The sequence below is a fragment of the Humibacter soli genome, from assembly GCF_054779035.1.
Window position 1 is genome coordinate 375,751 of sequence record NZ_BAAGYX010000001.1, and the last position, 16,986, is coordinate 392,736.

A 16,986-nucleotide genomic window follows, 5' to 3' on the forward strand; every position below is an offset into this window, starting at 1 on the left:
TCCCTTGCGCGCCTCATGAATCCGCTGTCAGGATCCTGAGAGGGCACGGCTCCCAGCGTCGGCAGAGCCGTGTGGTGCACACTGAGGTGATCCCCCTTTCACCTTCAGAAAGCTTTGTCGTGCGCACGAAGATCACCGCCATCCTCGCCGTCTCCGCCGCCACCCTGCTGCTCGCGGGATGCGCCAGTTCGGGTTCCGGCAGCAGCTCGACGCCGTCGTCCTCGTCGAAGCCCGCCTCGGCAGCGTGCGCGGCGCCCAAGTCCGGCTCCGTCTCCGACGCTGTCAAGGTGGGCGGAGCAAAGGGTGCCGAGCCGACGGTGACGTTCTCGAAGCCGCTGAAGGCGACCTCCACCGAGCGCAGTTACATCACCAAGGGCAGCGGCGAAGAGGCAGACAAGGGCACGACGGTCGACGTCGCGCTGGTCGCCTACAACGCGACGAGCGGCGCGAAGCTCACCAGCAACGGATACGCGGGCACCGCGACGATCCCGATCACCGTCGGCGACAACACGATGATCCCGGGGCTCACCGACGCCATCGAGTGCGCGCCGGTCGGCTCGCGTCTCGTCACGACGGCCAGCGCGAAGGATGCCTGGGGTGGCGCGGACCCGTCGTCGGTCGGCAGCCTCAAGAGCACCGACAGTGTGATCTTCGTCGTCGACATCCTCGACGCCGTGCCGACGAAGGCCGACGGAGCGCCCCAGCCGGCTCAGGCCGGCTTCCCGACGGTGAAGCTGGCCTCTGACGGCAAGCCAACGATCACCATCCCGAAGTCGACGCCGCCGACGACGACCAAGGTCGAGGTGCTCAAGAAGGGCACCGGCCCGACCGTCGCGTCGGGCGACAGCGTCACGCTCCAGTACCAGGGCGTCAACTGGCGCACCGGCAAGGTCTTCGACCAGAGCTGGGGCCGCGGCCTCGCCACATTGCAGACGTCGCAGGTCGTCCCCGGGTTCTCGAAGGCCCTCGTCGGGCAGACCGTCGGGTCGCAGGTGCTCGTGGTCATCCCGCCCGCTGACGGGTACGGCAGCAAGGGGCAGTCTCAGGCCGGTATCAAGGGCACGGACACGCTCGTCTTCGTGATCGACATCCTCAAGACCGCCCACTGAGCCGGTCCTGGCCGCTGCGCTGACTGCTCGGCCGGCAGCGCCATGCGACAACCCTCGCGGATACGATGAGCGGATGCGCAGGGTACTGATTCTCGGCTCCACAGGTTCGATCGGCACCCAGGCGCTCGACGTCATCAGAGCGAATCCCGATCGCTTCCGAGTGGTCGGCCTGTCAGCCGGCCGCGACCGCGACGGAATGACCGCGCAGGCGACCGAGTTCGGCGTAGAGCACACCGCGCTCGGCGCCGAGGAGTCCGAGCAGCTGGTACGCGACGTCGACGCCGATGTGGTGTTGAACGGCATCACGGGGTCGGTCGGCCTCGGCCCCACCCTCGCGGCACTGGAGTCCGGCCGAATTCTCGCGCTGGCGAACAAGGAGTCGCTGATCGTCGGAGGCGACCTGGTCACCTCCCGGGCGAAGCCGGGACAGATCGTGCCGGTCGACTCGGAGCACTCCGCGATCGCGCAGGCCCTTCGCGCCGGCGACACCGGAGAGGTGCGCAGGCTGGTGGTGACGGCGTCCGGCGGTCCGTTCCGGGGCAGGAGCAGACACGAGCTGGTGGATGTCACGCCTCAGCAGGCACTCGCCCACCCGACGTGGAACATGGGCCTGGTGGTCACGACCAACTCGGCGACACTCGTGAACAAGGGTCTCGAGGTGATCGAGGCGCACCTGCTGTTCGATGTGCCGTACGACAGGATCGACGTCGCCGTGCATCCGCAGTCCATCGTGCACTCGATGGTGGAGTTCGTCGACGGCTCGACCATCGCCCAGGCCTCGCCCCCCGACATGCGTCTGCCGATCTCGCTCGGCCTCGACTGGCCGCACCGGGTCGCCGGAGTCGGAGTGCCTCTCGACTTCACCACGGCGCAGTCGTGGACCTTCGAGCCCCTCGACGACGACGCCTTCCCCGCCGTGCGCCTCGCCAAGCGGGTCGGCCTCGCGGGCGGCACCTATCCTGCGGTGTTCAACGCGGCGAACGAGCAGGCCGTCGCGGCGTTCCACGCTGGGCGCATCGGCTTTCTGGGCATCCTCGACACCATCGAGCAGGTGGTTGATCGGCACGAGCCGGCGCGCGAGCTCGACCTCGCGGAGCTCGCCGAGGCGGAGCGCTGGGCCAGGATGACCGCAGACGCCGTCATCGCCGCCGCGTGAGCACATCCCGTGTTGCGGCCCGGCGCACCCGACCCTGCTGAAAATCGGAGATCCGCCCGACAACTCGGCGTGTCGCCGCCGGCTGACGGCGTGTCGAGCCGAATCTCCGATATTCGGCACCGGCGTGGCAGAGGAACGGGAACGGGGAGTGGCGCGGGGATGCGGGCTCAGAGTCGCGCGCGGTACCAGTCCGCGGTCGTGGTCAGCGCCTCGTGCCACGGCGTCTCCCGGATGCCGAGCAGACGGGACGTTTCCGTCGCGTCGATCACGAACGGCGTCGTGAACTGATAGCTCGATGCGTACACCTCGCGCATCATCGGGATGAAGGCGCCAAGCGACCGCAGCATCCACTGCGGAATGGCGGCCGCCTTGCCCGAGGTGCCATACGTGGTGTTGAGCTCGGCCGCGATCTCGGTGCGGGGGTGCGGGGCACCGCTCGGCACGTGCCACACGCGACCCCACTCGCCCTGCCAATCCGACGCGGCGATCAGCGTGGTCACGATGTCGGGCAGGTAGCTCCAGCTGTGGTCGAGCTCGGGGCTGCCGACCCCTCGAGCGGTCTTCGACTTCAGGATGCTCCCGAAGAACCCTTCTCCGAGGTGCGCCGTTCCCGTCGCGCCCGGTCCGAAGTAGTCGCTCGCACGCACCTCAGCACCGCGGATGCGACCCTGTTCGGTCGCTTCCCGCACGAGCCGCCAGCCGGCCTTGCGCACGAGCCCCTTCGTCTCGGTGGTCGCCTCCCGGCTGTGCTCAGTCATGGGCCCCGTCGGCGTTCCGTACGGATAGAGGTTGCCCATCACGACGAGGGCAGCCCCTGTCGCTTCCGCCGCTTTCACCGTCGCGGAGAAGATCGGCGGCCAGTCCTTCGGCCACGTCGTGTACGGAGGATTGGTCACGACGAAGATCGTGTCCGCGTGCTCCCCCGCGCGGCTGAGGGCATCGGGGTCGCTCGCGTCGAGCGACAGCGGCTGCGCTCCTTCCACGGCGGTGCCGCTGCGCGTGCCGATCCGCACGGTGTCGCCCCGCTCGGCGAGGCGTCGCGCTAGCGGTGAGCCGATCAGTCCGGCACCGAGAACGAGTGAAACCGCCATGGAGGTCTCCCTACGGTGAGCGCGATTCCCGGGCCATCCGTTACTTCGTGGATGTCGGGGTGGGCGTCGGAGTCGAGGTCGACGATGCACCCACCTGCGACTGCACGAACGAGGCGAACGCGTTGGTGTCGGTGAGCGAGCCCTGGTACTGAACGCCGTTGACGATGACGGTCGGGGTGCCCTGCACCTTGGACACCGAGGAGTTCGCCAGCGGCTTGGTCAACGATCGAGTGGTCGATGCCGTGACCCACGATTTGAACTTCTCGTTGTTCACGCACTTGGTGATCTCTGAAGAGCTCACCCCTGCGCCCTTGAGGATCGACAGTATCTTCGCGTTCGTCAACCCGCCGGTGTTCTCGGCCGGTTGGTTCTTGAACAGGGCAGTGTTGACCGCAAAGTAGTCGTCTGGCTTGTAGTTGGCGACGCAGGCTGCAGCGTTCATGGCGCGCGACGAGTACCTGGTGCCGTTGCTCGACGCGTCGAGCATGGCCAACGGGTGGATCTCGAGTTGCGCGAGTCCAGCGTCGAGCCATTGTCCGATCTGCGCCGAGTTCGTGGTCTCGAATTCCTGGCAGTAGGGGCACTGATAGTCGAGGTACACCGTGATGTAGGCCTTGCTCGCCTTGTCGGGCTGCGCGGTCGCCACCGGGGTCTCACCCGGCTGGAGCGCCGGTGTTGCGACGGCCTTCGTGGTGGATGTCATCACGATGCCGTTGCTGGCCATGTTCTTCGGCCCGGCTGCGGTCTGCCCCTGGGGGATCGAGTTGACGATCACGAGCGCCACAACGGCGAGCACTGCCACGATCACCACCGCGACGGATCCTTGGATCCACCACTTGCGCCGTCTGGCCTTCTTCGCGGCCTCCTCGCGCATGATCCTGGCGTGCTCGCGGGCAGCCTCTCGCTTGTCTTTCTTGCTGGGCCCGTTCGCACCGCGGCCAGTAGCCATCTGCCGTCCTCATTCGGTAGTGGGGTGTCGATGCAGCCTAACGTGACGCGGCTATGCGTTTCGTGAGCGGATGCCGTCGAAAGGCTCCATCCGGCAAGCGTCCAGGTGACATCCGGTTAGCATTTTTCTCATGTCATCCGTGCTGCCCTTCATCGTCGGCGTGCTGATCTTCGTGATCGGCCTCGCCGTCTCGATCGCGCTGCACGAACTCGGGCACCTCACGGCGGCCAAGGCGTTCGGCGTCAAGGTCACTCAGTACATGGTCGGCTTCGGCAAGACCCTGTTCTCGTTCCGCAAGGGCGAGACCGAGTACGGCATCAAAGCCCTGCCGCTCGGCGGCTATATCGCGATGATCGGCATGTTCCCGCCGAAGCACCCCGGCGAGGCGCCCAGGAACGCTTCGACCGGCTTCTACAACTCGATCGTGATGACCGACGGCGGCATCGGCGCCTCCGCGGAGCAGCGAGCAGAGCAGCCGCGCGGGTTCAAGGCCCTGGCGCAGGAGGCTCGCGACGCCAGCGCCGACACGATCCCTGAGGGCGAGGAGCACCGCGCCTTCTATCGGCTGCACCCGTTCAAGCGCATCATCGTGATGTTCGCCGGCCCGTTCATGAACCTGGTGATCGCGTTCGTGCTGATCGCGATCATGCTCAGCGGCATCGGCGTTCAGGCCGCCAGCACCACGGTGCAGCAGGTGTCTGCCTGTCTGAAGCCGGCCACATCGACCAGCGCGACGTGTGCGACATCCGACCCGGCAGCTCCGGCGGCAGCCGCAGGCCTCAAGGCGGGCGACCGCATCGTGTCGTACAACGGAACGGCCATCACCAGCTGGAACCAGCTCTCCACGAAGATCCAGAACACGGCCGGTGAGACCGTGCCGGTCGTCGTGGAGCGGGACGGCAAGGATGTCACGCTTCAGGTGACTCCGAAGCAGACCGAGGCCCAGGTCACCGACTCGGCGACCGGCAAGACGGCCGTCAGGAACGTCGGGATGATCGGCATCTCGCCGACCACGGTGTTCCAGCCGCAGCCCATCAGCACGGCGTTCACCGCAACAGGCCAGCAGCTCGGCCAGGTCGCAGGCGTCGTCATCAACCTCCCGCAGCGCATGGTCGGCGTCTGGAACGCCGCGTTCGGATCGGGCGAGCGCTCGGCATCCAGCCCCGTCGGCATCATCGGCGTCGGACGGATGGCCGGTGAGATCGCCGACAGCAGCTCCTACGCGTTCATGTCGAAGATCCAGCTCATGCTGAGCCTGCTCGCGTCGCTCAACCTCGCGCTGTTCGTGTTCAACATGATCCCGCTGCTCCCACTCGACGGCGGCCACATCGCCGGCGCGCTCTGGGAGTGGATGAAGCGCGGATGGTTCAAAGCGACCAGGCGAGGCACCTCCCCGAAGCCGGTCGACATGGCCAAGCTCATGCCGCTGACCTACGCGGTGATCATCGTGCTCGGCGCGATGAGCCTCCTGCTGGCCTACGCCGACATCGTCAAGCCGATCAGCCTGCCTGGTTGATTCGCGCGCCGGGCTGATTGCGCGCCGGTCCCCGCCCGGCGCGCCGCCGTCGGCTGTGCGCGTAGTCGCGTACGGCGCCGTACACGCCGCCGCCTCGGCGAGCGGGTCGCGCTGGGTGTGTGCTGGTTGCCCACCTCGACGGCGGCTGCATCCTGTCCGCATCGGAGCAGGATGCACGCGAGGGCATCACAATCGGCGGCGGGCTCCGTATTGTTGTGACTGTCCGGTGACTCGTGCCGGACAGTCGTCTTGCGCGGGAGCGGTCGACAGGTCGACGACGATCCGGATGGAGCGTGGCATGGCCGATCATCCAGCAGGCGACGGCTCGTTGGCAGGCCGTCGTGCGCTGATCACCGGGGGAGCCAGCGGTATCGGCGCGGCGTGCGCGAAAGCCTTCGCGGGCGCGGGGGCGGCGGTCACGATCGCGGATCTCAACGGGGACGCCGCCGAGGAGGTCGCCCGCGAGATCGGCGGGACCGCTTGGCAGGTGGACCTCTCCGAGGCAGGAGCGCTGGCCGAGTTGGAGCTCGACACGGACATCCTGGTCAACAACGCCGGCATCCAGCACGTGCGACCCATCGAGGACTTCGAGCCGGAGCGCTTCGAGCTCATCATCAAGCTCATGCTCGAGGCCCCTTTCCTGCTGATCCGCGCCGCACTTCCCGGCATGTACCGGCGCGGCTGGGGACGCATCATCAACCTCTCCAGCGTTCACGGACTCCGGGCATCCGCCTACAAGTCCGCCTACGTCGCTGCGAAGCACGGGCTCGAGGGCCTGTCGAAGGTGACGGCGCTCGAGGGCGGACCGCACGGCGTGACCAGCAACTGCATCAACCCGGCATATGTGAACACTCCGCTCGTGCAGCGGCAGATCGCCGACCAGGCGAAGGCGCACGGGATCCCCGAGGAGGATGTCGTGCCGACGATCATGCTGACGGAGAGCGCGATCAAACGGCTCGTCGAACCCGACGAAGTGGCGTCGCTCGCGCTCTGGCTCGCGGGCGAGCACGCTGGCATGGTCACCGGCGCCAGCTACACCATGGACGGCGGGTGGAGCGCGCGATGACCGAGACACGCGGCGACCTCGGATACGAGACGTTCCGCGTGCCCGTGCGCGGCGGTGACCTGGCAGGCGGTGTCTGGAACGCCGACGCCGAAGGGATGCCCGTGCTCGCCATCCACGGCATCAGCGCGTCGCACCGCACGTGGCCGCTCCTCGCTGAGGCGCTTCCCGCGGTGCGGGTCATCGCACCGGACCTGCGGGGGCGCGGACGCAGCAACGCGCTGCCGCCGCCGTGGGACATCCGCGATCATGCCGACGACATGGCGGCACTCCTCGACGCGTTCGGCGTTGAGCGCGCCGTCGTCGTCGGACACTCCATGGGCGGCTTCGTCTCGGTGCGAACCGCGGATCAACACCCCGATCGCGTCGCCGCGCTCGTGCTGATCGACGGCGGCCTCCCGATCCCGTTCTCGGTGCCTGCTGACGTGCCGGAGTCCCAGGTGCCGTCGTACCTGCTCGGGCCCGCGGGGGAGCGGCTCTCCCGGGTGTTCGCGAGCCGTGAGGAGTACGCCGACTTCTGGCGGGCGCATCCGGCCTTCCGCGATCACTGGAACGACGAGATCGCCGCGTACATCGACTACGACCTCGACGCGGTGGATGGCGGATTCCGGCCGTCGAGCCTGTTCGACGCGGTCGCGACGAACATCGTGCAACAGGATGGCGGCGACGGCTACGTGGATGCACTCGGTCGGCTGCGCGTACCCGTCGACTTCCTGCACGCGCCTCGTGGTCTGCTCGACGCCGTGTCCCTCTACCAGGAGGCGGTCGTGGACGCGGCACCGGGCATGATCAAGCGCTTTCATCGACACGACATCGACGACGTCAACCACTATTCGATCGTGCTCACCGAGCACGGCATGCGTCAGGTGGCACCGATCGTGCGCGACGCGGTGGAAGGGACCGGCACGGGCGCCACGAACGTACCTGCCGGAACGGAGGATGAGGTGGAACGGGAATGAGCATCGACAAACGCGTCGGCAGCGCAGCCGACGCGGTCGCGGACATCCGTGACGGCGACTCCATAGCGGTCGGCGGCTTCGGGCTGTGCGGCAACCCGATAGAGCTGATCACAGCGCTGCTCGAACAGGGCGCAGGCGACCTTTCGATCGTGAGCAACAACTGCGGCGTCGACGACTGGGGACTGGGGTTGCTGCTCGGCGCCAGACGCATTCGCAAGATGACCTCGTCGTACGTCGGTGAGAACAAGGAGTTCGAGCGGCAGTTCCTGAGCGGTGAGCTCGAGGTCGAGCTCACCCCGCAGGGCACACTCGCCGAGAAGCTTCGCGCCGGCGGATCGGGCATTGCGGCGTTCTACACGCAGACCGGCGTGGGCACGCAGATCGCGGAGGGCGGTCTGCCCTTGCGGTACGGCCCAGACGGATCGGTCGCTCTCGCCTCGCCCGCCAAGCACGTTCGCCCGTTCGACGTGCGAGGGGTCTCGAAGGACTTCGTGCTCGAAGAGGCGATCACGACCGACTTCTCACTCGTGCATGCGCAAGTCGGCGACATCCACGGCAACCTCGTATTCAACCAGTCGGCGCGCAACTTCTCGCCGTTGGCTGCGATGGCGGGCAGGGTCTGCATCGCGGAGGTCGAGACCCTCGTCGAACCAGGCGCCATCGACCCCGACTCCGTCCACCTTCCCGGCGTCTACGTGCATCGGGTGGTCGAGGTCGGCAGCGACATCGAGAAACGCATCGAGCGGCGCACCGTTCGCCCGGGATCGGAGGGCTGACGCATGCCGCTCACGAGAACCGAGATGGCCGCGCGCGCAGCCTTGGAGCTGCCGGACGGCGCCTACGTGAACCTCGGCATCGGGCTTCCGACGCTCGTTCCGAACTACGTGCCGGCCGGACGCACGCTTGTGCTGCAGTCCGAGAACGGCATCCTCGGCGTCGGCCCCTATCCGACCGAGGACGCCGTCGACCCCGACCTCATCAACGCGGGCAAGGAGACGGTCACCGTGCTGCCGGGCGCCGCGTTCTTCGACTCGGCGCTGAGCTTCGGGATGATCAGGGGCGGCAAGATCGACGCCGCCATTCTCGGCGCCATGCAGGTGTCGGCGAGGGGAGACCTCGCGAACTGGATGATCCCCGGAAAGATGGTCAAGGGACCCGGCGGCGCCATGGATCTCGTGCACGGCGCGGGCCGCGTCATCGTGCTCATGGAGCACGTCGCGAAGGACGGCAGCCCCAAGCTCGTCGACGAGTGCTCCCTGCCGCTGACCGGACGGGGCGTCGTCGACAGGGTCATCACCGACCTGGCGGTCATCGACGTTGAGCCGGACGGCCTCGTGCTGCGTGAGGTCGCGCCCGGCGTGACGATCGACGATGTGATCGCGGCGACGCAGCCTCCGCTGCGCGTCGAACTCGATGGAGAGGAATTGCGATGAGCTCGACCTTCGACGGCATCCGCGCTGTGACGGTTCCCACCGGACGGCTGCGTGCCGGAGTGCTGGAACGGCCGGCCGACGAACCGGGGACCACCGTCGTGTTCGTGCACGGCAACGTGTCGTCCAGTCTGTTCTGGCAGCCGCTCATGCTCGCGCTGCCGAAGACCGTACGAGCGCTCGCCGTCGACCTGCGAGGCTTCGGCGACAGCGAGACGCTTCCGGTGGACGCCACGCGCGGCCTGCGCGACTACGCGGATGACGTGTGGTCGGCCATCGACGCGCTCGCAGTCGACAGGGTGCACCTGGTCGGCTGGAGCATGGGCGGTGGCGTCGTGCTGCAGCAGCTGCTCGACCGGCCGCACGCCGTGGACTCGGTCACGCTCATCTCTCCCGTCTCGCCGTTCGGCTTCGGTGGCACCGCGGCCGATGGCAGCAGGCTGACCGATGACGACGCGGGTGTCGGCGCGGGCGGAGCGAACCCGGACTTCGTCGCGCGGCTGGCCTCGGGGGACCGCACGGCCGACGCGGACACGTCGCCGCGCGCTGTGTTCCGGTCGTCGTACGTCGCCGCTGGATACACGAGCGAGCACGAGGACCTGTGGGTCGAGTCGATGCTGACCACCAAGACGGGTCTGGACAACTACCCGGGAGACACGGTGACCTCGCCGAACTGGCCTGGCATGGCGGCCGGTGAGCGAGGCGTTCTCAACACGATGGCGCCGAAGTACTTCAACGTGTCGGGAATCGTCGACCTCGATCGCAAGCCGCCGGTCCTGTGGATTCACGGTGAAAGCGACGCGATCGTCGGGGACGAGTCGTTCTTCGACCTCAACACTCTCGGCAAGGTGGGGGTGCTCCCTGGATGGCCGGGTGAGGATGTCGCCCCGCCGCAGCCGATGGTGTCGCAGACCCGCGCCGTGCTCGACCGGTATGCGGATGCCGGGGGCCGGTACCGCGAGATCATCCAGCCGGACTGCGGCCATTCGGCACACATCGAGCACACCGACGTCGTCGCCGAGGCCCTGCAAACCCTCCTGAACGAGGTCGCGTCCGAGTAACTATGTGACGTGTCCCCTCGTGGGTTGAGGAGCACCGCGAAGCGGCGCGTCTCGAAACTCCTGGACATGACATGCGGGGGTTGGCGGGTTTCGAGACGCGCGCTGATGGCATGCTCCTCAACCCACGACACGCGCACGACAGTTCTGGGCGCGCAAAAGTACACTGGCCATCGTGCCTGCAGTCAATCTCGGTATGCCGTCTGTTCCCGAAGTGCTCCACCCCCGCCGCAAGTCGCGGCAGATCAAGGTGGGAAAGGTGCTCGTCGGCGGTGACGCCCCGGTCAGCGTTCAATCGATGACCACGACGCCGACGACGAACATCAACGCCACGCTGCAGCAGATCGCGGAGTTGACCGCGTCGGGCTGCGACATCGTGCGTGTCGCGGTGCCGAGTCGCGACGACGCCGAGGCGTTGCCGATCATCGCGAAGAAGTCGCAGATCCCGGTGATCGCCGACATCCACTTCCAGCCGAACTACGTGTACGCGGCCATCGACGCGGGATGCGCGGCGGTGCGTGTGAACCCCGGCAACATCCGCAAGTTCGACGACCAGGTCGGCGAGATCGCCCGGCGCGCTAAGGAAGCGGGTGTCTCCCTGCGCATCGGTGTGAACGCCGGATCGCTCGAGCCGAGCATCCTGCAGAAGTACGGCAAGCCGACGGCGGAGGCGCTCGTGGAGTCCGCCGTCTGGGAGGCGAGCCTGTTCGAGGAGCACGACTTCCACGACTTCAAGATCTCGGTGAAGCACAACGACCCGATCGTGATGGTCAAGGCCTATCGCCAGCTCGCCGAGCGAGGCGACTGGCCGCTGCACCTCGGCGTGACCGAGGCCGGCCCGGCGTTCCAGGGCACCATCAAGTCGGCGACGGCGTTCGGCATCCTGCTCGCCGAGGGTATCGGTGACACGATCCGCGTCTCGCTCTCCGCCCCGCCGGTCGAAGAGGTGAAGGTCGGTCTGCAGATCTTGCAGTCGCTCAACCTGCGTGAGCGCAAGCTCGAGATCGTGTCGTGCCCGTCGTGCGGGCGTGCTCAGGTGGATGTCTACACGCTGGCCGACAGCGTCACGGAGGGACTGCAGGGGATGAGCGTTCCGCTGCGTGTCGCCGTGATGGGGTGTGTCGTCAACGGTCCGGGCGAGGCACGCGAGGCGGACCTCGGTGTGGCATCCGGCAACGGCAAGGGGCAGATCTTCGTGAAGGGCGAGGTCATCAAGACCGTGCCCGAGTCGGAGATCGTCGCGACGCTGATCGCCGAGGCGAACCGCATCGCGGACGAGATGGGTGCCGACGCCGGCACCGGAACCGTGCAGGTCGTCACCGCCTGAGCGACGGCTCTCGGGCTAGTAATGCAATGACGAGTGGGTCGAAATCTCGTCAGCGATCTCGCTGACGTCGTCGAGGTCCCCGGCGGCAATTCGCTTCGTGAAGGCGAACACTTCATCGTTGGTCATCGTCAGCTGATGACCGCTGGAGTGCATCAGAGCTGCGGCGGTGGAGTGACGAGGCCGGGTCAGGGAGACCCTCAGGCGTCGAGCGCCACGCGCAGCGCAATTTCCAGCGCACGCACGATGTCTTCCAGGGGCAGCGTCGGGTCATCCGATGGTCCTCCGAAGCCGTCGGCCCACGGAACGTGGATGAACCCGGCCCGGATGCCGCTTCCAGCCGACGCGCCGGACTCCGCAGGCTGGGAGGCCGCGTTCTCGGCACGAAGGGTGACGGCATCCATCAGCCTGAAGAAGACGTGGTTGCACACGAAGGCGCCTGCGCTCAGCGACGGTCGCGCGGGAATGCCGGCCGCTGCGATCGAGTTCACGATGCGCTTGACGGGCAGTGTGCTGAAGTAGGCGGCCGGGGCACCGGGCAGCGAAGGCTCGTCAACGGGCTGCTCGTCGTCGTTGTCCGGAACGCGCGCGTCGATGAGGTTCACCGCGACGCGCTCGGGGGTGACCCATGCGCGACCTCCCGCCAGGCCGGTCGCGATCACCACGTCAGGCGAATGCGCGGCGATCAGCTCCGTGAGGCGGTCGGCGCCACGGCCGAACGCCGTCGGCAGCACAGCGGTGACGAGCTGCTCCGGCCCGTTCCAGGCATCCGCGACGAGGTGAACGGCTTCGCCCGATGGGTTGCGGCGATCGCCCGCAAACGGTTCGAATCCGGTCAGCAACGCGGTGGTCATCCCACCAGCGTATGCGGCACGTCGAGGGCGCCGATGGACCGAATAAGCTTGATCCTCGTGGTCACCCGTCTCTCCAACCTCTTTCTCCGCACGCTTCGTGAAGACCCCGCTGACGCCGAGGTCGCGAGCCACAAGTTGCTCGTACGCGCCGGTTACATCCGTCGTCAGGCAGCCGGAATCTTCGCGTGGCTGCCGCTCGGGCTGCGGGTCAGGGCCAAGATCGAGCAGATCGTGCGCGAGGAGATGGCCGCCGCAGGCGCGCAGGAGGTGCATTTTCCCGCGCTGATGCCGCGTGAAGCGTACGAGGCGACCGGACGGTGGGAGGAGTACGGCGACCTGCTCTTCCGTCTGCAGGACCGCAAGGGCGGCGACTACCTGCTCGCGCCGACGCACGAAGAGGCGTTCACACTGCTCGTGAAAGACCTCTACTCATCGTACAAAGACCTGCCGCTGACCATCTTCCAGATTCAGGACAAGTACCGCGATGAGGCGCGCCCCCGCGCCGGACTGCTGCGCGGCCGCGAGTTCACGATGAAGGATGCCTACTCCTTCGACTCCAGCGACGAGGGCCTCGACGCCAGCTACCAGGCCCAGCGTGACGCCTACGAGCGCATCTTCACGCGGTTGGGTCTCGACTACGTCATCGTGCAAGCGGATGCCGGTGCCATGGGTGGATCCCGCAGCGAGGAGTTCCTGCACCCCACCCCCGTCGGCGAAGACACGTTCGTGCAGTCGGCGGGCGGCTACGCGGCCAACGTCGAGGCGTTCACGACCGTCGCACCCCCGACGCGCGGCTACGAGAAGCTGACGCCGCAGGAGGTGGTCGACACCCCGAACACTCCGACGATCGAGACTCTCGTCGCCATCGCCAACGAGAAGCACCCTCGTCCGGACGGCCGTGCGTGGACCGCCGCGGACACACTCAAGAACGTGGTGCTCGCCCTCACCCATCTCGACGGAACGCGCGAGGTCGTGGTCGTCGGGCTGCCCGGCAACCGCGAGGTCGAGATGAAGCGCGCCGAGGTCGCCTTCGCGCCGGCCGAGGTCGAGCCCGCGACGGATGCCGACTTCGCGAAGCATCCAGGGCTCGTCAAGGGCTACATCGGACCGTGGTCGCCTGAGGGGCCGGTTCTCGGCGAGGAGTCGCGCACGGGCATCCGCTACGTCGTCGACCCGCGGGTGGTCGACGGCTCGGGCTGGCTCACGGGTGCGAACATCGACGGCAAGCACGTGCTCGGGCTCGTCGCCGGGCGAGACTTCACTGCCGACGGCACGGTGGAAGTCGCCGAGGTGCTGCCTGGCGACCCCGCGCCGGACGGCTCAGGCCCTGTCGAACTCGCCAGAGGCATGGAGATCGGTCACGTCTTCCAGCTCGGCCGCAAGTACGCGGAGGCGCTGGGCCTCAAAGTGCTCGACGAGAACGGCAAGCTGGTCACCGTCACGATGGGTTCGTACGGCATCGGCGTGACGCGCATCCTCGCGATCATCGCCGAGGAGAACAACGACGACAAGGGCCTGATCTGGCCTGCCACCGTCGCTCCGTTCGACGTGCACGTCGTGGCGACCGGCAAGGATGCCGCGGTGTACGAGATCGCGGACGGTCTCGTGGGGGCACTGGAGGCCTCTGGTCTCGACGTGCTCTACGACGACCGTCCGAAGGTGTCGCCCGGCGTGAAGTTCGGCGACGCAGAGCTGATCGGCGTGCCGAACATCGTGATCGTGGGCAGGGATGCCGCAGACGGCGTCGTCGAGCTGTGGGACCGTCGAACGGGGGAGCGAACCAAGGCGCCGATCGCTGAGGCGGTCGAGAGCCTGACGGCGCGCTGAGCCGAGCGCGGCACGATCACGCCGCCGGTAGAGGTCGCGGCGGCTCGGCCTCAGCGGAGCCGCGAGTAGAACTCCTGCAGGTCGACATCCCGGCCCAGGATTCGTTGCGCCGCCCTGTGGCCGGAGCGGAACGCACCCTCGACGGTGGCAGGCTCGTCGCCCCACGTCGCCTCCCCCGCGAGATGCAGCACCCCTCCGACAGGACCGGCGAGTGCGTCGTGGTCGTGGTGCGAAGCACCGGTCGCGACGTACGAGTACGAGCCGACCGAGTACGGATCCTGACCCCATCGCGTGACTCGGCGCGCGATCGGGTCGGGAACCGACCCGCCGAACATGCCGCGCAGAGTGTCGACCACGTCGGCGACGACGGCCTCGTCTTCCCACTCCTGAACCTCACGTCCCCACGGGCCGGCGGCGAAGGTCAGCAGCATCGGCCTGCCGCTCACGGCTGAGACGTCGTACCAGGAGTGCCAGTGCTCGCCGGGCGTGCCGAGCTGGCGGATCGCGTAGAGGCCGTCATCCCAGAAGCGTTCGGGAAACTCGAGGAAGACCTTGTTGAAGACGCCCATGCCCAGCCTCTCGATCGGCTCGGCGACGTCGTCCGGCAGGTCCGGGTCGAACGAGATCGCCCCTGACTTGAGCACGCCGAGCGGAACGGTCACGACGGCGCGGTCGGCCTCGAAGGACTCCTCGTCCGTCGTGATCGTGACCCCCGAAGGCGACCACGACACCGCGCGAACCACCTGGCGCAGTCGGATGTCGAGGTTGCGGCCGATCGCGCGGGGGAGTTCGTCATATCCATTGCCGAAGATCACCTCGTCTCCGTCGATGAGGTCTTCGTCGAGGCCGTGCGCGTCGAGGTCGCCGATCCAGGCGCCGCACTGCTCCTCGACGCGGTGGCGGAAGAACTCGCGCACGTTCTCGATGCGCACGTCATCCCACGGCATCCCGGCGAGCACCTGCTCGGTTGCGGCGAGATAGGTCTCACCGTGAGGCATGGTGGCGACCAGTCGCTGAAGGGCCTCGTCGGCGGTGGCCATGTCGGCGATCCACTGGTCGGTGGCGGCGGCATCCATTCGTGCTCCGTCGTCGTCGAAGTTCGCGATCGGACGCCCACCAGCCTGGAAGCTGCCGACCGTGAACTCGATGGTCGGAACCTCCAGCGCGCGAGCGAGGTCCCACACGGCCGAGCCGTCGATGCCGTGGATCCACGATGCCCCGAGATCGACGGGGAAGCCTGCGCTGCGGTCGGTCCACATGCGTCCGCCGACGCGGTCGCGCGCCTCGAGCACCACGACGTGCTGTCCGGAGTCGGCGAGCATCCGCGCCGCCGTCACCCCGGACATGCCTGCGCCGACGATGATCGTGTCGAACCTCTGCACCAGTTCCCCCAGCGTGTGTCTCTCGGATCCGCGTAGATCGCGCTTCGAGCGCGGCGACGTACCGGAACGATACCGCCCTGCGGTTCATCCCTCCGTCGCCTCATCGTCTGGCGGGCGTGACATCCTGACAGCATGTCCGACAGCCCGATCGATCCAGGAGCCTTCGACCTCGACACCGAGGTCCGGCGGATGATCGCCGAGGCGGGCATCCATGCCGATCGCGATCTGGTCGCACTGATGCTGCAGACCTCGCTCGGGCTCGGTGCCGATGCGCCGGGCCGTCTGGACCTCAAGATCGCGTCGGCCGCGCTCGAGGAGATGCGCGCCGCGTTCCGGCTGTTCGCGCCCTACGTCGGCGTGCCCAAGGCCACGGTGTTCGGGTCAGCCCGCACCCGACAGCAGGACGCCCTGTACCGACAGGCGAGCGCTGCGACGGCGGAGCTCGCCGAGCGGGGCTGGATGGTCGTGACCGGCGCGGGCCCCGGCATCATGCAGGCAGCGATGGAGGGCGCGGGATCGGGGCGCTCGCTCGGAGTGTCGATCCGGCTGCCGTTCGAAGAGAAGCCGAGCATGGCGGTGCAGGATGACCCGAATGTGGTCACGATGAAGTACTTCTTCACCCGCAAGCTCATGCTCGTCAAGGAGTCGAGCGGCTTCATCTGCCTGCCGGGTGGTTTCGGCACCCTCGACGAGATGTTCGAGCTGCTCACACTGCAGCAGACGGGTAAGGCGGAGCCGTCGCCTATCGTGCTGCTCGATCGTCCGGGGGGCACGTTCTGGGCAGGGCTGCGGCGGTTCGTCGACGAGGAGCTCATTCCGAGCGGGGTCATCTCGCCCGACGACTTCGATCGTGTGCTGATCACGGACTCCGTCGCCGAGGCCGTCACCGAGATCACCGGATTCTGGCGCAACTACGACTCTCTGCGCTGGGTGGGGGACAGGCTCGTGCTGCGGCTGCGGTACGAGCCGACCGATGCGGAGGTCATGCGGCTGAACGAGGACTTCGGTGCGTTGTCGCCCGATGGGGGCATCCATCGCACCGATCCGCTGCGGGCCGAACGTCAGGATGGCGACAAGCTCGAGCTGCCCCGCCTCGTGCTGCGGCTCGACCAGCGCCGCGTCGGCGAGCTGTTCCGGCTCATCCGCGCGATCAACGAGCTGCCGTCGGCGGCGTGACTCGCGTCGATCGGGAGCCGAATCCGCAAGGAAATGGTGCCAGGGTCGTGACCGCATCAGCCCTGTTCACGTATGCTGGGTTGTTGATCTCA

General features: G+C 67.6%; 15 protein-coding genes. 11 read left to right on the forward strand and 4 right to left on the reverse strand.

Annotated features, from left to right (window positions below):
* Positions 1-119: 119 nt before the first annotated feature.
* A complete protein-coding gene (locus tag ACYVDN_RS01655) occupies positions 120-1,109 on the forward strand; it encodes an FKBP-type peptidyl-prolyl cis-trans isomerase (protein WP_460567809.1) in 990 nt (329 codons plus the stop codon).
* A 73-nt stretch (positions 1,110-1,182) separates the two neighbouring features.
* Complete coding sequence (gene dxr, locus ACYVDN_RS01660) at positions 1,183-2,265, forward strand: 1-deoxy-D-xylulose-5-phosphate reductoisomerase (protein ID WP_460567811.1); 1,083 nt, start codon at positions 1,183-1,185, stop codon at positions 2,263-2,265.
* 167 nt (positions 2,266-2,432) lie between these two features.
* Here the strand turns inward: dxr and ACYVDN_RS01665 are convergent, their stop codons facing one another.
* Both ACYVDN_RS01665 and ACYVDN_RS01670 read right to left on the reverse strand, forming a co-directional pair.
* Positions 2,433-3,356, reverse strand: coding sequence for a Rossmann-fold NAD(P)-binding domain-containing protein (locus ACYVDN_RS01665; protein ID WP_460567813.1), 924 nt, complete (start codon positions 3,354-3,356; stop codon positions 2,433-2,435).
* Between the two features lie 40 nt (positions 3,357-3,396).
* On the reverse strand, positions 3,397-4,305 hold the full coding sequence (locus ACYVDN_RS01670) for a DsbA family protein (RefSeq protein ID WP_460567815.1): 909 nt from the start codon (positions 4,303-4,305) through the stop codon (positions 3,397-3,399).
* Between the two features lie 130 nt (positions 4,306-4,435).
* Here ACYVDN_RS01670 and ACYVDN_RS01675 point away from each other — a divergent pair, with 130 nt between their 5' ends.
* From ACYVDN_RS01675 to ispG, 7 genes are all read left to right on the forward strand, one after another.
* Entirely contained in the window at positions 4,436-5,821 is a 1,386-nt protein-coding gene (locus tag ACYVDN_RS01675; RefSeq protein WP_460567817.1) for a M50 family metallopeptidase, read from the forward strand.
* 298 nt (positions 5,822-6,119) lie between these two features.
* The gene (locus ACYVDN_RS01680) at positions 6,120-6,887 is read left to right on the forward strand and encodes a 3-hydroxybutyrate dehydrogenase (protein WP_460567819.1); all 768 of its coding nucleotides are present in this window, start codon (positions 6,120-6,122) and stop codon (positions 6,885-6,887) included.
* On the forward strand, positions 6,884-7,843 hold the full coding sequence (locus ACYVDN_RS01685) for an alpha/beta hydrolase (RefSeq protein WP_460567821.1): 960 nt from the start codon (positions 6,884-6,886) through the stop codon (positions 7,841-7,843). The genes ACYVDN_RS01680 and ACYVDN_RS01685 overlap by 4 nt, the downstream gene beginning before the upstream one ends.
* Positions 7,840-8,619, forward strand: a complete 780-nt coding sequence (locus ACYVDN_RS01690; RefSeq protein ID WP_460567823.1) for a CoA transferase subunit A — start codon at positions 7,840-7,842, stop codon at positions 8,617-8,619. The genes ACYVDN_RS01685 and ACYVDN_RS01690 overlap by 4 nt, the downstream gene beginning before the upstream one ends.
* Positions 8,620-8,622: 3 nt before the next feature.
* Positions 8,623-9,276, forward strand: a complete 654-nt coding sequence (locus tag ACYVDN_RS01695) for a CoA transferase subunit B (protein ID WP_460567825.1) — start codon at positions 8,623-8,625, stop codon at positions 9,274-9,276.
* A complete protein-coding gene (locus tag ACYVDN_RS01700) occupies positions 9,273-10,334 on the forward strand; it encodes an alpha/beta hydrolase (RefSeq protein WP_460567827.1) in 1,062 nt (353 codons plus the stop codon). The genes ACYVDN_RS01695 and ACYVDN_RS01700 overlap by 4 nt, the downstream gene beginning before the upstream one ends.
* Positions 10,335-10,527: 193 nt before the next feature.
* Entirely contained in the window at positions 10,528-11,658 is a 1,131-nt protein-coding gene (gene ispG / locus ACYVDN_RS01705) for a flavodoxin-dependent (E)-4-hydroxy-3-methylbut-2-enyl-diphosphate synthase (RefSeq protein WP_460572186.1), read from the forward strand.
* Positions 11,659-11,855: 197 nt separating this feature from the next.
* Here the strand turns inward: ispG and ACYVDN_RS01710 are convergent, their stop codons facing one another.
* The gene (locus ACYVDN_RS01710) at positions 11,856-12,509 is read right to left on the reverse strand and encodes a pyroglutamyl-peptidase I (RefSeq protein ID WP_460567829.1); all 654 of its coding nucleotides are present in this window, start codon (positions 12,507-12,509) and stop codon (positions 11,856-11,858) included.
* Between the two features lie 57 nt (positions 12,510-12,566).
* On the opposite strand from ACYVDN_RS01710, the gene ACYVDN_RS01715 reads away from it, so the two are divergent.
* A complete protein-coding gene (locus ACYVDN_RS01715) occupies positions 12,567-14,336 on the forward strand; it encodes a proline--tRNA ligase (protein ID WP_460567831.1) in 1,770 nt (589 codons plus the stop codon).
* A 50-nt stretch (positions 14,337-14,386) separates the two neighbouring features.
* Here the strand turns inward: ACYVDN_RS01715 and ACYVDN_RS01720 are convergent, their stop codons facing one another.
* Positions 14,387-15,718 carry a flavin monoamine oxidase family protein gene (locus tag ACYVDN_RS01720; protein ID WP_460567833.1) on the reverse strand — a complete coding sequence of 444 codons (1,332 nt, stop codon included), beginning with the start codon at positions 15,716-15,718 and terminating at the stop codon, positions 14,387-14,389.
* A gap of 132 nt (positions 15,719-15,850) precedes the next feature.
* Here ACYVDN_RS01720 and ACYVDN_RS01725 point away from each other — a divergent pair, with 132 nt between their 5' ends.
* Positions 15,851-16,894: an LOG family protein gene (locus ACYVDN_RS01725; protein ID WP_460567835.1), complete on the forward strand. Its 1,044-nt coding sequence runs from the start codon at positions 15,851-15,853 to the stop codon at positions 16,892-16,894.
* The last annotated feature ends 92 nt before the right edge of the window (positions 16,895-16,986 follow it).

Bases quoted from the DNA above. Each gene is read 5' to 3' on its own strand.
- dxr (WP_460567811.1), top strand. From the start codon at position 1,183: ATGCGCAGGGTACTGATTCTCGGCTCCACAGGTTCGATCGGCACCCAG.
- ACYVDN_RS01665 (WP_460567813.1), bottom strand. From the start codon at position 3,356: ATGGCGGTTTCACTCGTTCTCGGTGCCGGACTGATCGGCTCACCGCTA.
- ACYVDN_RS01670 (WP_460567815.1), bottom strand. From the start codon at position 4,305: ATGGCTACTGGCCGCGGTGCGAACGGGCCCAGCAAGAAAGACAAGCGA.
- ACYVDN_RS01675 (WP_460567817.1), top strand. From the start codon at position 4,436: ATGTCATCCGTGCTGCCCTTCATCGTCGGCGTGCTGATCTTCGTGATC.
- ACYVDN_RS01680 (WP_460567819.1), top strand. From the start codon at position 6,120: ATGGCCGATCATCCAGCAGGCGACGGCTCGTTGGCAGGCCGTCGTGCG.
- ACYVDN_RS01685 (WP_460567821.1), top strand. From the start codon at position 6,884: ATGACCGAGACACGCGGCGACCTCGGATACGAGACGTTCCGCGTGCCC.
- ACYVDN_RS01690 (WP_460567823.1), top strand. From the start codon at position 7,840: ATGAGCATCGACAAACGCGTCGGCAGCGCAGCCGACGCGGTCGCGGAC.
- ACYVDN_RS01695 (WP_460567825.1), top strand. From the start codon at position 8,623: ATGCCGCTCACGAGAACCGAGATGGCCGCGCGCGCAGCCTTGGAGCTG.
- ACYVDN_RS01700 (WP_460567827.1), top strand. From the start codon at position 9,273: ATGAGCTCGACCTTCGACGGCATCCGCGCTGTGACGGTTCCCACCGGA.
- ispG (WP_460572186.1), top strand. From the start codon at position 10,528: ATGCCGTCTGTTCCCGAAGTGCTCCACCCCCGCCGCAAGTCGCGGCAG.
- ACYVDN_RS01710 (WP_460567829.1), bottom strand. From the start codon at position 12,509: ATGACCACCGCGTTGCTGACCGGATTCGAACCGTTTGCGGGCGATCGC.
- ACYVDN_RS01725 (WP_460567835.1), top strand. From the start codon at position 15,851: ATGTCCGACAGCCCGATCGATCCAGGAGCCTTCGACCTCGACACCGAG.